Annotated in this window: 12 protein-coding genes; 6 read left to right on the top strand and 6 right to left on the bottom strand. The window is 71.6% G+C overall.

The window, feature by feature from the left end:
• Positions 1-8 precede the first annotated feature (8 nt).
• The 4 genes from treZ (at position 9) to HWX09_RS22890 (ending at position 8,560) form a co-directional block, all read left to right on the top strand.
• Positions 9-1,880, top strand: a complete 1,872-nt coding sequence (gene treZ, locus HWX09_RS22905) for a malto-oligosyltrehalose trehalohydrolase (protein ID WP_027785989.1) — start codon at positions 9-11, stop codon at positions 1,878-1,880.
• Complete coding sequence (gene malQ, locus HWX09_RS22900) at positions 1,877-4,108, top strand: 4-alpha-glucanotransferase (protein WP_027785990.1); 2,232 nt, start codon at positions 1,877-1,879, stop codon at positions 4,106-4,108. The genes treZ and malQ overlap by 4 nt, the downstream gene beginning before the upstream one ends.
• Complete coding sequence (treY, locus tag HWX09_RS22895; protein WP_051421427.1) at positions 4,105-6,900, top strand: malto-oligosyltrehalose synthase; 2,796 nt, start codon at positions 4,105-4,107, stop codon at positions 6,898-6,900. The genes malQ and treY overlap by 4 nt, the downstream gene beginning before the upstream one ends.
• Positions 6,901-7,309: 409 nt before the next feature.
• Positions 7,310-8,560, top strand: coding sequence for a phosphatidylserine decarboxylase family protein (locus HWX09_RS22890; protein WP_027785991.1), 1,251 nt, complete (start codon positions 7,310-7,312; stop codon positions 8,558-8,560).
• 22 nt (positions 8,561-8,582) lie between these two features.
• Here the strand turns inward: HWX09_RS22890 and HWX09_RS22885 are convergent, their stop codons facing one another.
• The 5 genes from HWX09_RS22885 to HWX09_RS22865 all read right to left on the bottom strand — a co-directional run bounded on the left by HWX09_RS22885 (position 8,583) and on the right by HWX09_RS22865 (position 11,088).
• The gene (locus HWX09_RS22885; RefSeq protein ID WP_027785992.1) at positions 8,583-8,819 is read right to left on the bottom strand and encodes a hypothetical protein; all 237 of its coding nucleotides are present in this window, start codon (positions 8,817-8,819) and stop codon (positions 8,583-8,585) included.
• Between the two features lie 256 nt (positions 8,820-9,075).
• Positions 9,076-9,405: a DUF1488 domain-containing protein gene (locus HWX09_RS22880; RefSeq protein ID WP_027785994.1), complete on the bottom strand. Its 330-nt coding sequence runs from the start codon at positions 9,403-9,405 to the stop codon at positions 9,076-9,078.
• Positions 9,406-9,409: 4 nt separating this feature from the next.
• Positions 9,410-9,958 carry a type 1 glutamine amidotransferase domain-containing protein gene (locus HWX09_RS22875; protein ID WP_027785995.1) on the bottom strand — a complete coding sequence of 183 codons (549 nt, stop codon included), beginning with the start codon at positions 9,956-9,958 and terminating at the stop codon, positions 9,410-9,412.
• A gap of 230 nt (positions 9,959-10,188) precedes the next feature.
• The gene (locus HWX09_RS22870) at positions 10,189-10,554 is read right to left on the bottom strand and encodes a DUF3022 domain-containing protein (protein ID WP_027785996.1); all 366 of its coding nucleotides are present in this window, start codon (positions 10,552-10,554) and stop codon (positions 10,189-10,191) included.
• 84 nt (positions 10,555-10,638) lie between these two features.
• Positions 10,639-11,088 carry a hypothetical protein gene (locus HWX09_RS22865; RefSeq protein WP_027785997.1) on the bottom strand — a complete coding sequence of 150 codons (450 nt, stop codon included), beginning with the start codon at positions 11,086-11,088 and terminating at the stop codon, positions 10,639-10,641.
• A 157-nt stretch (positions 11,089-11,245) separates the two neighbouring features.
• Here HWX09_RS22865 and HWX09_RS22860 point away from each other — a divergent pair, with 157 nt between their 5' ends.
• Positions 11,246-11,602, top strand: a complete 357-nt coding sequence (locus HWX09_RS22860) for a DUF3175 domain-containing protein (RefSeq protein ID WP_027785998.1) — start codon at positions 11,246-11,248, stop codon at positions 11,600-11,602.
• A gap of 42 nt (positions 11,603-11,644) precedes the next feature.
• Positions 11,645-12,967, top strand: coding sequence for a cation:proton antiporter (locus tag HWX09_RS22855; RefSeq protein ID WP_027785999.1), 1,323 nt, complete (start codon positions 11,645-11,647; stop codon positions 12,965-12,967).
• A gap of 3 nt (positions 12,968-12,970) precedes the next feature.
• Here the strand turns inward: HWX09_RS22855 and ligD are convergent, their stop codons facing one another.
• A complete protein-coding gene (ligD, locus tag HWX09_RS22850) occupies positions 12,971-15,715 on the bottom strand; it encodes a DNA ligase D (protein ID WP_027786000.1) in 2,745 nt (914 codons plus the stop codon).
• Positions 15,716-15,748: the final 33 nt, after the last annotated feature.

Raw genomic sequence — 15,748 nt, 5'->3', positions numbered from 1 at the left:
GGACCGCCATGACCACCCGTTCCGCCCGCCCCACCGGCACGCATGCATTCGAATCGTCGTTCGGCGCGACCTGCGTCGAGGCCGACCGCACGCGCTTCCGGCTGTGGGCGCCCGCGAGCCGTACGGCCGCCGTCGAGCTGCAGGACGAAGGCGGCCGAGCGATTCCGATGACGCCGGCCGGCGACGGCTGGTTCGAGACGGTCGCGCCGTGCGGCCCCGGCACGCTATATCGCTACCTGCTCGACGACGCGCTCGCGGTGGCCGATCCCGCGTCGCGCTTCCAGCCCTACGACGTGCTGGGCCCGAGCCAGGTCGTCGATCCGGCCGCGTACCGCTGGCGCCACGACGGGTGGCGCGGCCGCCCGTGGCACGAAACGGTGCTGTACGAGCTGCACGTCGGCGCATGCGGCGGCTACGCGGCCGTCGAGCGGCGGCTGCCGTCGATCGCCGAACTCGGCGTGACCGCGGTCGAACTGATGCCCGTCAATGCGTTCCCCGGGGCGCGCAACTGGGGCTACGACGGCGTGCTGCCGTTCGCGCCCGATGCGTCGTACGGGCGGCCCGAGGAGCTGAAATCGCTGGTCGACACCGCGCACGGGCTCGGGCTGCAGGTGTTCCTCGACGTCGTGTACAACCATTTCGGCCCCGAAGGCAACCTGCTGCCGCGCTACGCGCCCGATTTCTTCCGCGCGGACCAGCAGACCGCGTGGGGGCCGGCGATCGACTTCTCTCGGCCGCAAACGAGCGCGTTCTTCATCGACAACGCGCTGTACTGGCTCGACGAATACCGTTTCGACGGGCTGCGCATCGACGCCGCGCACGCGATCGACGACGACGCGTGGCTGCGCGAACTCGCGCGCCGCGTGCGCGCGTACGCGGGCGACGCGCGCCACGTGCATCTCGTGCTGGAGAACGAGCGCAATACCGCGAGCCTGCTCGGCCCCGGCGGCTTCGACGCGCAATGGAACGACGACTTCCACAACAGCGCGCACGTGCTGTTGACCGGCGAGCGCGACGGCTACTACCGCGCGTACGCCGACGCGCCGCTGCGCCATTTCGCGCGCACGCTCGGCGAAGGCTTCGCGTATCAGGGCGAGCCGTCGCCGCTGCGCGACGGCGCCGCACGCGGCGAGCCGAGCACGCATTTGCCGCCGACCGCGTTCGTCGCGTTCCTGCAGAACCACGACCAGATCGGCAACCGTGCGTTCGGCGAACGGCTGCGCGCGCTCGCGAACGACGACGCCGTGCGCGCGGCGACCGCGCTGATGCTGCTCGCACCGTCGATTCCGCTGCTGTTCATGGGCGAGGAGGACGGCAGCACGCAGCCGTTCCAGTTCTTCACCGACTATCGCGGCGCGCTCGCCGACGCGGTGCGCGACGGCCGGCGCCGCGAATTCGCCGCGTTTCCCGCATTCGCCGACGCCGCGCACCGCGACGCGATTCCCGACCCGAACGACATCGCGACGTTCGTGCGTTCGTCGTCGCACCACCCGCCCGACGAGTCGTGGCCCGACGCGGCCGCCTGGCGCCGCTTCTACCGCAGCGCGCTGGCCGTGCGCGCGGCGCTCGTGATCCCGCATCTGGCCGGTGTGCGGTCGCTCGGCGTCGACCTGCTCGCGGGCGACGGCGACCCGCAGGCGCTCGTCGCGCGCTGGCGTCTCGGCGACAGCAGCACGCTGACGATCGCGCTGAATCTCGGGTCGCACGACGCGGCGCTGCCCGGGCTGCCGGTCGGCAAGATCGTGTTCGAGACGCCGCCGCGCGCACGCGACCGGCTGCCGGGCCGGCAATTGCCGCCGCGCGCGTGCATCGCGTGGCGCGACGGCGCGGTCAACCAGGATGCGCGGCAGCACCGCGCGAACGGACGGAGCGCATCATGACGACCGACGTTCCGATCACGGCGCTCGCCCGTGCGGCCGGGCTGGAACCCGAATGGACCGACGCGGGCGGCGTCGCTCGGCGCGTGGACGACGACGCGCTCGTCGCGCTCGTCGATGCGCTCGGCTGGCCGTGCGGCACCGCGATCCAGCGGGTCGACAGCGCGGCGGCGCTCGCCGACGCGAACGCGGCGCCGCCGCGCGTCGTGACCGGCGACGCCGGCCTGCCGCTGACGCTGCCCGCGACCGTCGCGTCGCCGGGCGCGCGCTTCCGGATCTCGCTCGAAACCGGCGGGCACGTGGACGGGCGCGTGGGCGGCGCGGGCGAACACGGCACGCTGCCGCCGCTCGCGATGCCGGGCTATCACGCGCTCGACGTCGGCGAGCAGCGCATCGGCTTGGCGATCGCGCCGCCGCGTGTGCAGCCCTTCGACGCGTTCGCACGCGGACGCGACGCGGGCCGCTGGGGTATCGCCGCGCAGCTCTACAGCCTGCGCCGCACCGGCGACGACGGCGCGGGCGACTACACGGCACTCGCGCGGCTGGCCGCGCAGGCGGCGCGCCACGGCGCGCAGGCGGTGGCGATCAGCCCGACGCATGCCGGCTATCCGGCGCTCCCCGCGCACGACAGCCCGTATTCGCCGTCGTCGCGACGCTGGCACAACGTCGCGTATCTCGACTGCGACGCGGTACCGGGCGCCGATGCCGCGCCTCGCGCATCCACGGCCACGGCCGATACCGCGTTGATCGACTGGCCGCGCGTGCTGCCGGCGAAGCTGCGCCGCCTGCGTGCGTGCTTCGACGCGTGGCGCGCCAGCGACGACCCGTCGCGCGACACGTACCAGCGTTTTCGCGCGGCGGGCGGCGCGGCGCTCGACGCGCATGCGCGCTTCGATGCGCTGCAGGCGTTCTGCATCGAGCACGGGATCGGCGCGGACTGGCGGCAGTGGCCCGCGCCATGGCGCATGCCGGGATCGGCGGAAGTCGACGCGTTCGCGCACGCGCATGCCGACACGATCGCATTCCACACGTTCCTGCAATGGTGCGCGTCGCGCGCGCTCGGCGACGCGCAGCACGCGGCGCGCGGCGCGGGCATGGCGACCGGGCTGATCGCCGATCTCGCGGTCGGCTCGGATCGCGCCGGGAGCGACGCGTGGGCGCACGGCACGACGCTGCTGCGCGGCGTGTCGCTCGGCGCGCCGCCGGACCTGTTCAATGCGGCCGGCCAGGCGTGGGGCGTGACGACGTGGACGCCCGATGCGCTGCGCGCGGACGGCTTCATGCCGTTCATCGAGCTGCTGCGCGCCGCGTTCGCGCACGCGGGCGGCATCCGCATCGATCACGTGCTCGGCTTCGCGCGGATGTGGATCGTGCCGGACGGCGGCTCGCCGCGCAGCGGCGCGTACCTGCGCTATCCGCTCGACGATCTGGTGCGGCTCGTCGCGCTCGAGGCGGCCCGCCATCGCGCGATCGCGATCGGCGAGGATCTCGGCACCGTGCCGGCCGGATTGCGCGAACGGCTCGGCACGCAAGGTGTCGCGGGCATGCGCGTGCTGTGGTTCGAGCGCGATGCGAATGGCGCGTTCCGGCCGCCGTCCGCGTGGGATCGCCATGCGATCGCGACGACCTCGACGCACGATTTGCCGACCGTGGCCGGCTGGTGGCGCGGCATCGATCTCGGATGGCGGCGCATTGCAGCCGAGGCCGAAGCCGAAGCCGCGAGACGACGCGACGCAACGCAGCCGGGCGACGTCGGCGCACCGGCGCCGGACGACGCGAGCGCGCACGATTCGGACGAGATCGTGCAAAGCATGGCGTTCGGACACGACACCGTGCAGCGCCCCGAACCCGGCCCCCCGACGCCTCCGCGGGCCTCGTCTGCCGAGCTGCTCGCCGCTCATGCGGAACGCGCCACCGAGCGCGCGGCGCTGTGGCACGCGCTGCAGGAGGCCGGCTGCGTGCCGGCCGGCGCCGCGATGCCGCCGGCCGACATGCCGCCGGTGACCGCGATCCTCGGATACGTCGCGAGCAGCCCGTCGCCGCTCGCGCTGCTGCCGCTCGAGGATCTGCTCGCGCTCGACGCACAGCCGAACCTGCCGGGACCGCCGTGCGGCCATCCGAACTGGCGACAGCGGCTGCCGCGCACGATCGACACGCTGTTCGACGCCGACGTGCGCACCCGTATCGCCGCCGTCGTGCACGCGCGCCGCGCGCGGAGGCACGGCCCATGACCCCACGCGCGACGCTGCGGCTACAGCTGCATGCGGGCTTCACGTTCGACGACGCGGCCGCGCACGCCGACTACTTCGCGCGGCTCGGCGTCAGCCATCTGTACCTGTCGCCGGTGTCGACGGCCGAACCGGGCTCGCTGCACGGCTACGACACCGTCGACTACGGCGCGCTCGGCGCGGAACTCGGCGGCGAAGCCGGCTTCATGCGGCTCGTCGACGCGCTGCGCGCGCGCGGCCTCGGCATCATCGTCGACATCGTGCCGAACCACATGGGCGTCGGCGGGTCGTCGAACGGCTGGTGGAACGACGTGCTCGAATGGGGACCGGCGAGCCCGTACGCGCGCACCTTCGACATCGACTGGCATCCGCCCGACCCGGCGCTCGACGGCAAGGTGCTGCTGCCGTGCCTCGGCGCGCCGTACGGCGATGCGCTCGCGGCCGGCGACATCACGCTGCGCGCCGATCCGGCCGCGGGCCGCTTCACCATCGCGTGCCCGGGGCGGCGGCTGCCGGTTGCCGTCGCCACTTACGCGGAGATCCTGCGCATCGCGAACCGCGCGGACCTGAACGCGCTCGCCGAGCGCTTCGACGCCGCGCCGCCACGCGACAGCGCGCGGCTCGCCGCCGCCCACGCGGCGCTGCGCGACCATGCGAGCGCGCACGGCCCGCACGCGCTCGACGCGGTATTGCGCGGCGCCGACCCGCGCCGCGCGCGCTCGCGCGCGTGCCTGCATCATCTGCTCGAACGCCAGCACTACCGGCTCGCATGGTGGCGCACGGCCGCCGACGAGCTGAACTGGCGGCGCTTCTTCGACATCGCGACGCTCGCGGCCGTGCGCGTCGACGACGACGCCGTATTCGACGCCGTTCATGCGCTGCCGCTGCGCCTCCATGCGGCCGGGCTCGTCGACGGCGTGCGCGTCGATCACGTCGACGGCCTCGCCGATCCCGGCGCGTATTGCCGCCGGCTGCACGCGCGGCTCGCCGCGCAGCGCGACGCGCGGCCCTACGTCGTCGTTGAGAAGATCCTCGCGCCCGGCGAGGCGCTGCGCACCGACTGGGCCGTCGACGGCACCACCGGCTACGACTTCATGAACGACGTCGGCGCGCTGCTGCACGACCCGGCCGGCGCCGAACCGCTCGCCGCGCACTGGGCGGCCGTATCGGGGTCCACGCGCACGTTCGCGCAGGAAGCCCTCGACGGCAAGCGGCGCGTGCTGATGCGTCAGCTCGCCGTCGAGCATGCCCGGGTCGCGCGGTTGCTGCACGGGATCGCGCGGGCCTCGCCCGCGACGCGCGACGTCAGCCGAATCGCGATCCAGCGCATGCTCGGCGAACTCGCGGTGCGGCTGCCCGTGTACCGGATGTATCCGGCGCCGGGCGACGAACCCGCCGACGCCGACCGTCGCGTCCTCGCGCACGCGTACGACGGCGCGTACGCGGCGCTCGATCCGGCCGACCGGTTCGCGCTCGAGCGCGTCGCCGCGTGGCTCGGCTTGCCGGTCGTGCGCGTGCCGCGCGCGAACGCCGATGCGCTGGTCGCGGCGCGTGTCGCGTTCGCGCAGCTCACCGCGCCGCTGGCCGCGAAGGGCGTCGAGGATACGGCCAACTATCGCTATGGCCGGCTGCTGTCGCGCAACGAGGTCGGCGCCGACGCCGGCGACTTCAGCCTGTCGCGCGGCGCGTTCCATGCGCGCAACCGGCGCCGCGCGCGCACCGTGCCGCACGGGCTCGTCGCGACGGCCACGCACGACCACAAGCGCGGCGAGGACGCGCGGGCGCGGCTCGCGGTGCTGAGCGAGACGCCCGATGCGTGGCGCGCGGTGTCGCTCGACTGGTCGGCGCTGAACCTGCCGCATCGCGGCGGCGCGCACCGCGACCTCGCGTGGACGCCCGGGCCGGCCGCCGAGGCGATGCTGTACCAGACGCTCGTCGGCTGCTGGCTGCCGGCGCTCGCGCCCGACGATGCGGCCGGGCTCGCCGCGCTCGCGACGCGCGTCGTGCAATGGCAGACGAAGGCGCTGCGCGAAGCGAAGCAATACACCGACTGGCTCGCGCCCGAGCCGGATTACGAGCGCGGCTGCGAAGCGTTCGTTCGCGCGATCCTGACGCCGCGCGGCGCCGGCGATTTTCCGCATCGGCTGCACGCGTTCGTCGCGCGGATCGCGCCGGCCGGCGTCGTCAACAGCCTGACGCAAACCGCGCTGCGGATCGCGTCGCCCGGCGTGCCCGATCTGTATCAGGGTACCGAGTCATGGGATCACTCGCTCGTCGATCCGGACAATCGGCGCGACGTGCCGTTCGCGACGCTGGCAGCGCAATCGGTCGACGGACCGGTCGCGTCGTATCTGCCGACGTGGCCCGATGCGCGCGTGAAGCGCGCGCTGATCGAGCGCATGCTCGCGCTGCGTGCGCGATGGCCGGCCACGTTCGCGGACGGTGCGTACGTTCCGCTGCGTGTGCGCGGCAAGCTCGGGCGGCATGCGGTGGCGTTCGCGCGGTGCGACGACGCGGCCACCGTGGTGGTGGTCGCGACGCGGCTCGCGTGCCGGTTGCTGGGCGAAGCGCCGGCGTTGCCGCGCGTGGAGCCTCGGGAATGGGGCGATACGGCGGTCGTGCTGCCGCGCGGCGTTGAAGGGCCGTGGATCGACTGGTTGAATGCGGGGGATGCGATCGATGCGCCGGAAGGTGCGCTGGCGCTCGATCGCTATCTGGGCGGGTTACCGGTGGCGGTGCTCGTCGCGGCGTCGGCGGCGGGTCAGGATCGGCCCCGACACGCGCGCGGCCAGTAGTTCACTCCCCCGGATCGGCCGGCCAGTAACGGCCCCCTCACGACCACTCTTCCGGCGGCATCTCGCCGCTGTCGTCCTCCCACAGCGGCTTCCTTGCCTCTTCTTCTCCGCGGCTCGGCGTCACCGGCCCGTTCCCGCTGTCGTTACCGCGCCCGGCTTGCCGCGCGCCGTCGCGAGACGCCGCCGGACGTGCTCGCGTGCGCGTCGGCGTCACGGTTCGCTGTCCGTTGCGGCGGCGTTCGTCCGTCGCGCCCGCGTCGTTCGTCTGTCGTGCATTCGAAGCTGTAGCCATTTTTCTCTCCTGAGTCATCGAAGGAAACCGGTCGTCCAGAACGCAGCAATTTCGGTGCCGTCCGTCGGGCAAGCGTCTTGCTACATCGATTCGACCGCAACCGTTCCGGAGGTGACGATGCCGACGAATCGCAACACGCCGCCCGCCACACGCCGCCGTCTCGGCGGATGGATGGCCACCGAGGAATCTCACATGGCCGCGTTCCGCGAAAAAATGGCGAGCGAAGCGCGCGCGCATGCCGGCGAGCGCCTGCGCACGCCGGCCGTGCAGGAACTCGCGCGGCTGTTCGACGACAACGCCGTGCTGCACATGAGCCTGACCCGCGCAATCGACGAAGCGCGCGAATCGGGATACCGGCTCGGCTACGCGTCGATCGGCGAGCTGATGACCGTGCTCGACCATCTGATGACCTACACGCCGCCGTTCAGCGAGGAAAGCCTGATCGTGTGCCCGCTGAACGCGTTCTTCGACTGGCCGATGTGCATGCCGTCCGGCCACGCGGTGTTTCGCGACGCGGCCGTCAACGCGCAGTTGAAACGCGTGCTGAACGTCTGGTGCGACTTCCTCGGCGGCCCGCATTCGCGCGCGCATCTCGACACGTCGGCGCCCGACGGCTGGTTCTGCGACGCAGCGCGCAAGCGCCTGGGGCTGTCGCAATTCCAGTATCGCGAAGACCAGCCGCACTGGGGCTTCGATTCGTGGAACGACTTCTTCACGCGCCGCTTTCGCGACGGCGCGCGGCCCGTTGCGGCGCCCGACGATCCGCACGTGATCGTCAGCGCGTGCGAAGCCGCGCCCTATCACACCGAAACCAACGTGAAGCTGCGCGACACGTTCTGGATCAAGGCGCAGCCGTATTCGCTGCGCGACCTCTTCACGCCCGCATGGCTGTCGCTCGCCGAGCGTTTCGTCGGCGGCGACGTCTACCAGGCCTACCTCAGTGCGTACAACTACCATCGCTGGCATGCGCCGGTGCGCGGCGTCGTCACGCATGCGTATCGGGTGGACGGCACGTATTACTCGGTCGCCGAAGCGGAAGGCCCGGACCCGGCCGGGCTCAACGACTCGCAGGGCTACACGACGGCGGTCGCCGCGCGCGCGGTGGTCGCGATCTCGAGCGACGATCCCGGCATCGGCACCGTGGCGGCCGTGTTCGTCGGGATGGGCGACGTGTCGTCGTGCGTGATCGAGGTCGTGCCGGGCCAGCGCGTCGACAAGGGCGACGAGATCGGCTACTTCCAGTTCGGCGGCTCGACCTACTGTCTACTGTTCGAGGCCGGCGTGATCGACCGCTTCCTGCACGCGCCGCCGTTCGAAGGCCAGCCGCCGGTCGTGCAGGTCAACGCATCCGTCGCGATCGCGCGGTGAGTGCCGCGCGCGGCCCCGTGCGTCACGCGTCGGTGATGTCGATCGCACGGGGCTCGTCGGCGTCATGACGCTGCACGCACCGCAGGACCGACAGTCCGTCGGCCGTCAATGCGGGCCGGTGCGCGCCCGATGCGTCGTCGCGCTGCATCACGATCAATTGTTGTTCGACGAGCGCGACGACGTCGGCGCGGTCGATCTGGATCTGTTCCGGTGCGTGATGCACCAGGAACAGCGCGGCAAATTCATGGGCGGTCAGCATGCTCGTTTCCCCGTTGGCGGCTACGCACGACGCGACAGCGGCGTCGCATCGGCAGGCGGCGCGAAGCGTGCGCCGGCGACGTTACGAGCACGCACGGATCGTGCCAATCCGCGTGATGCGAGCGGCGTCCGTGCGGTGCGCGCGCCGCGCGATGTGGCACCCGACGGCGCGTTCGAGCCGCTGCAAAGTTTTCAACGGCATGTAAGGGCGGGCGAGCGACGATGGCAGAAGAAACGCTGCGGCAAATGCAATCCCCTCACGACTGCCGCTGGCGAAACAAGCCCGCCCGCGCGCGCCCGTCCGGCGCACGGAAATACCCGCTATGCAGCACCACGTCGTGGTTGCCGCTGGCCAGCACGTCCGCGCATGCGGCTTCGATGCGCGCGCGGCCGCGCTCGAACGCATCGCGCAGGTCGGCTTCCAGCGCGGACCGCGCACCGAAATGATCCTCCAGCGCCTCGACGGTAATCGCGCAGGTCTGCGGCGCGCCATCGACGTCGACGACGAAGCGCAACTGCAGCGCCGCGCCGTCGAACGTCGGCGGTTCGTCGGTGAGCGTCACGGGGCGGGCGGAATCGGCCGGCATCGGCTCATGCCCCCCGCGCTGCGAGGCGCTCGACCAGCGCGCCGTTGAACGCGGGCAGATCGGCCGGCTTGCGGCTCGTGATGAGGTTGCCGTCGCGCACGACTTCCTCGTCCACCCACTTGCCGCCCGCATGACGGATATCGTCCTGCAGGCTCGGCCAGCTCGTCATCGTCTTGCCCTCCACGAGCCCGGCCGACACGAGCAGCCAGCCGCCGTGGCAGATCGCCGCGACCGGCTTGCCGGCGCCGACGGCCGCCGTCACGAATTCGCGCGCGGCCGGCAGCATCCGGATCGCGTCGCCGTTCACGACGCCGCCCGGCAGCACGACCGCGTCGTAGTCGCCTTCGCGCGCATCGTCGAAGGTGCGGTCGACCCTCACGCGCTCGCCCTTGTCGACGTGCCGGAAACCCTGGATCTCGCCGCGCTTCTGCGAAATCACGTCCACCTGCGCGCCTTCGGCCGCGAGCGCGCGCTGCGGTTCGACGAGCTCGGCTTCCTCGAAGCCGTCGACCGCGAGAATCGCTACCTTGCAATGATCCAGCCTGCCGCTCATGAATGCCTCCGTGGATAGGGAATAAGGGAGTACACGGTGTGCCGTGCCTGTCGTGCCGTCATGCAGCAATCGCCGTTCCGGCCGCCCGCGTGTAGCGTGGCGTCCATCGGGGAACGACCCGCGATCGGGGGGATAGGCGCCCCGTGGCCCGGTCAGTCCGTATCAACACCGGCCCGGCTGCAAAGATTTCAACGTGATGTAACGCGATGCCGTGCGTCGATCCGACGCGATTACTGCAGATGGCGTGCCGCATCGAGCATCGAGTCGGTCAACTCGATGGTCAGCGTCAGGTTCTCGTCGGTATCGGGCAATTGCTCGAGCGTCTGCTGCACGGCGTCGTGCAGCATCGCGTGCACACGCATCCGCGCGCCGTCGTCGAGATCCGCGTAGCGTTCCATCGTCGAGCATTCGAGCGCAAGCACGACCGAATGTCGGGCCGCTTCCGGCGGCGCCTCGACGGCATTCGCCCACGCCGCATGAAACATGACCCTGCCCGTTTCGACGTCCACGTGGACCGTCGTGTCGAGATCGTCCGTGTCGACTGCATCGTCGTCGATCTCGTCGTGCTCCAGGAAAATCCGGGAATTCGATTGCATGATGTCCTCCTGCGTGGTGGCGGCGCGCCCATGCCGGGAACCGCGCCGCCATCGCGCCGTGCCGGCCGCGCCGGCACGACACCGTCACTTACCGCTGGAACCGCCGCCGGCGGCCCCGCCGCCGCCCGAGCCCGTCGAGCCTGCCCCACCGCCGTTGCCGGCGCCGCCGGCGCCACCCGAGCCGCCACCGGCCCCGCCCGAGCCGCCGCCGACACCGCCGCCCGTGGCGCCGCTACCGCCCTCGCCCGCGCCGTTCGGGCCGCCGCCCGGCTTCACGTGACGGGCCGACGCGCCGTGCGAGCGCATCCCGTGCTTCATGCCGTGCCGCTGCGTGCCCGCCGGCGGAGGCGGCGCGGCCGTATTGCCGTTGGTGCCCGGCGTCGACATGTCCATCGACGGATTCGGCGCGCCGGTGCCCTCGTCCGAGCGCTGCGAGTTCTGCGCCCACGCGGCCGGCGCGGCCGCGACGAGCGCGACAGCCGCGCAGGCCAGCACACGCCGCGCGACAAACTTCGATTCGAATGCTGACTTCATGGCGTTTTCTCCTTGTGGATGATTGCGTGATGGGAATTCCTGCTCCGATCTGTCAGCAAGGCCCATGCCGTCGCGGGCAACGTTCGTGGTGCGGCACGCGCTTTGCGTCGCCTTTCTCCACACGCCTGTCCTCTGACCCCATACGGAGCCCTGCCCCATGCCTTCCGCTTCTGCTTCCCATCCGCACGGCAAGCGCCACACGCGCCGCCCGGGCCGCGCGCGCAGCGCCGACCCGGCCCACCGCAAGCGCTGGTCCGGCGAAGTCACGCAAAAAAGCGAGGCGCTCGACATCGAGCCCGACATCTTCAAATCCGACGATCCGGCCGCGATCGCTGCGTCGCTGAAGCGCTCGGCCGAACACAGCCGCCGCCGCAAGGCGTCGCCGTTCCAGTCGGCGATGTCGATGCTGAATTTCTACGTGAACCGCGCGGGCCGCAACCTGCCCAAGACGCGCCGCACGACGCTCGAACGCGCGAAGCGGAAACTGCGCGAGGCGTTCGGCCGCAAGCCCTGACGGTGGGCGCGCCGCCCGTACCGACCTGCCGCGATCACACGCATGCATGAAACCCTCTGGTATCTGATCATCGGCGCGGTGCTGCTGACCATGGGCGTCGTGACGTCCGCGCTGCGCCACCTCCCCTGCAGCTCGGCCATGATTTACCTGGTGCTCGGCGTCGCGCTCGGCCCGGCCGGCGCCGGCCTGCTGCACCTCGATCTCGAACGCGACGGCCGCCTGCTGCGCGAGATCGTCGAAGTCGCGCTGCTCGTGTCGCTGTTCGCGATCGGGCTGCGGCTGCGCGTGCCGCTGTCCGACAAGCTGTGGCTCGTGCCGTGCCGGCTCGGGCTGCTCGCGATGATCGTGACCGTGCCGCTGCTCGCGGTGTGCGCGGTGCTCGCGCTGGGCCTCGGCTGGGGGCCGGCGCTGCTGCTCGCGGCGATCCTCGCGCCGACCGACCCGGTGCTTGCGCACGACGTGCAGGTGCACGATCCCGGCGATCGCGACCTGGTGCGCTTCGCGTTGTCCGGCGAAGGCGGGATGAACGACGGCATCGCGCTGCCGTTCGCGCTCGCGGGGCTCGCGCTGTGCGGCGCACCCGATGCGACGTACGGCATCCCGCCGCTGTCCGGCACGTTCGCGCTCGTCGCGCTGTGGGGCATCGCGGGCGCGGCCGCGATCGGCGGCGGCCTCGGCTGGGTCACGACGAAGACGATCGGCTGGCTGCGCACGCGCCACGCGCAGGCGCTCGGCCTCGAAGGCTTCTTCGCGCTGGCGCTGATCGTGCTGTCGTTCGGCGCCGCGCAGCTCGCGCATACGTTCGGCTTCATCGCGACGTTCGCCGCCGGCGTCGCGATGCGGCGCGTCGAGCATCGCGCGAGCGGCGACCGCCCGCCGCGCGAAGTGATCGGCCAGATCGATTCGGAAGACGTCGTCGCCACCGAAAAGCATCCGGAGAAGGCACATGCGTTCATGGCCGAATCGGTGCTCGGCTTCACGATCGAGCTCGAACGGATTGCGGAAGCGATCGTGATGACGATGATCGGCAGCGTGCTCTCGACGCTGCCCGGCCCGCTGATCACGTGGGGTGCCGCCGCGCTGGCCGCCGTGCTGTTCGTCGCGGTGCGTCCGCTCGCGGTGCTGGTCACCCTTTCCGGGTCGCGCGCGACGCATGCGCAGCGGCGGCTGATGGCGTGGTTCGGCATCCGCGGGATCGGTTCGTTCTACTACCTGCTGTTCGCGCTCGAGCATGGTCCGTCCGAGGTCGTACGCCCGCTCGCGGCGCCGGTGCTGGCGGTCGTGTCCGCGTCGGTGGTCGCGCACGGGATTTCGGCGACGCCGCTGATGAACTGGTATTACCGGCTGCAGCAGCATCGGCGCTGACGGTCACGCGTCGGCGCCGAGCCGCGCCCGCATCGCCGCGGTGATGCGCTGGCGCGCCTTCTCGTAGCCGTCCCACGGATCGCGCTTCAACGTGTCCAGACGTTCGTGCAGCGTATCGATCGTCCATTGCGCGCCGCCCGTCGTGTCGGGCACTTCGTCCCAGTCGAGCGGCACCGACACGCCCATGCCGGGGCGCGCGCGCACCGAATACGCGGCGATCGTGCTCGCGCCGCGCCCGTTGCGCAGGTAGTCGACGAAGATCTTGCCGCGCCGGTGGCGCGGCCCCATCGTCGCGGTGAAACGGTCGGGCAGCGTGCCGGCGACGTGCTGCGCGACCGCGCGCGAAAAGTCCTTCACGTCGTCCCAGCCCGCATGCCGCGTGAGCGGCACGACGACGTGCAGCCCCTTGCCGCCGCTGGTCTTGCAGAACGACACGAGGCCGAGTTCGTCGAGCAGCCCGCGCACGAGTTGCGCGGCGTCGATCATCGTGCGCCACGGCAGCGCCGGGTCGGGATCGAGGTCGAACACGATGCGGTCGGGTCGCTCGATGTTCGACGCATGCGCGTTCCACGTGTGCAGTTCGACCGTGCCCATCTGCGCCGCGCCGAGCAGCGCATCGACGCTATCGAGCGACAGCAGCGGCCCGTGGCCCGGATCGAGCCCTTCGTGCTGCGTGACGAACGGAATCTCGCGGCGCTCCGCATGCTTCTGAAAGAACAGTTCGCCGGCGATGTCGCCCGGTGCGCGCACGAGCGAGACGGGCCGCCCTTTCAGGTCGGGCAACAGCCACGGCGCGACCCATTGCCAGTACCGCGCGAGATCGATCTTGCGCGTGCCGCCTTGCGGGTCGAGCACGCGCTCGGGATGCGTGATGCGCACGCGGCCGAGCGTATCGGCGTCGGCAGAGGCGCGCGCGCCGCGCGCCGTGCCCGTACTCGCGTGACGATCGGTGCGCGACGCACGCCGCGGCTTGTCCTGCGTGGTCGAATGCTGATCCATCGCCCCCTCCGTTTCCATGTGTTTCGGCATCTCGCGAACGATCTGCTCCGCCGGCTTGTCCTCTCGCAGCGCGATGAATGCGGCCTGCCGCACGATGCCGTCGCCGGTCCATTCCGCGAATTCGCATTCGGCGACGAGTATCGGCTCGACCCAGTGCACGCGCGTGCGCGTGCGTTCGCGCGGCGGTGCATCGAACGGCATCGTGTCGCGTTCGTGCCGGCGCAGGATCGCGGCGAGACGATCGAGCATCCGCGCGTCGAAGCCGGTGCCGACACGGCCGACGTAGCGCAGCGGCCCGGGCCCGCGCCGCCGCTTGCCGGCCGGCGCCGGTTCGTGCACGCCGAGCAGCAGCGCACCGAAGCCGTGCCGGCTGCCCGACGGCTCCGTGAAGCCGCCGATCACGAACTCCTGCCGGCGCCGGCACTTGAGCTTGATCCAGGCAGGCGAACGGCCGGCGCGATAGCGCGAGTCCGCACGCTTGCCGATCAGCCCTTCGAGGCCGGTGTCGCAGGCGCTCGCGATCAGCGACGCGACGTCCTCGCCGAGATCGGGCGAAAAGCGCACGCGCGCCGGGTCGCCGTTCGCGAGCAGCGGTTCGAGCAGCGCTCGGCGGGCCGTGAGCGGCGCATCGCGCAGGTCGTATCCGTCGAGATAAGGCAGATCGAACACGAAGAAAGTGATCGCATCCGCTCGCCCGGTGCCGAACGCGTTCTGCAACGCCTGGAAATCGGGCAGGCCGTTTTCGCCGAGCACGACGGCCTCGCCGTCGAGCCATGCGTCGTCGACGTCGAGCGCCGCGAGCGCGTCGCGCTGCGCGCGCAGCTTCGCGGTCCAGTCCCGGCCTTCGCGCGTCATCAACGTGACGCGCCGACGCGCGCCCTTCCCCACGATACGCGCCAGGATCCGATAGCCGTCGAACTTCAGTTCGTAGCACCAACCGCCCTGGGTCGGCGGTGCGTCGACCAGCGTCGCGAGTTGCGGCGCGACGCGCTCGGGCAGCGGCGCGCGCACCGCGCCTTCGACTTGCGACGGTTCGGTGGGACGCTGGTTGTCGTGTCGCGCGTCGCGTGCATCGCCGTCCGCGCCAGCCGATTCGCGGCGAGACGCCGCGCGCTTGCGCGCCGCGCCGTTGGACGCGCCGTCATGCACGCTTCCCGGCCGCTCGCCGACGACGTCGAATTCATCGGCGCCGCGCGCGTCGTCATCGCGCTCCTTGATCAGCAGCCACTGCTCCTGACGCCCTTCCTGCCGCCCGCTGCGCACGAGCGCCCAGCCGCCGTGCAGCTTGTGGCCGTCGAGCCGGAACGTCAGCTTGCCCGCCCGATAGCCTTCGCGCGCGTGCGCCACGCCGCCATCGGGCGTCCACGTGCCTTCGTCCCAGACGACGACCGACCCCGCACCGTAATGCCCGGCCGGAATCTCGCCTTCGAACGACGCATATTCGAGCGGATGGTCCTCGACGTGCACGGCGAGCCGCTTCACCCGCGGATCGAAGCTCGGCCCCTTCGGCACGGCCCACGACTTGAGCGTGCCGTCGAGTTCGAGCCGGAAGTCGTAGTGCAGCCGTCGCGCGTGGTGCTCCTGGATCACGAAGCGCAGCGCATGGCGTGCACGCGCGGCAGGCTTCGCCTTCGGCTTCGTGTCCGCTTGCGTCTGCGCTTTCGCGCGACGTTTCCCGTGCGCCCCTTCGGGCTCGGGCGTCGCGCCGAAATGGCGCTTGCGGCGGTACGGATCGAGCTTGCCGGCCATCGCGTCACCTCGTCGGAATCGGAGTCGGAATCG

Origin of the sequence: Burkholderia sp. BCC1208, from assembly GCF_902833095.1 — a bacterium.
GTDB lineage: Bacteria > Pseudomonadota > Gammaproteobacteria > Burkholderiales > Burkholderiaceae > Burkholderia.
Note: the sequence above shows the minus strand (reverse complement) of the source record. Positions and strands in the feature narration are given on the sequence as shown.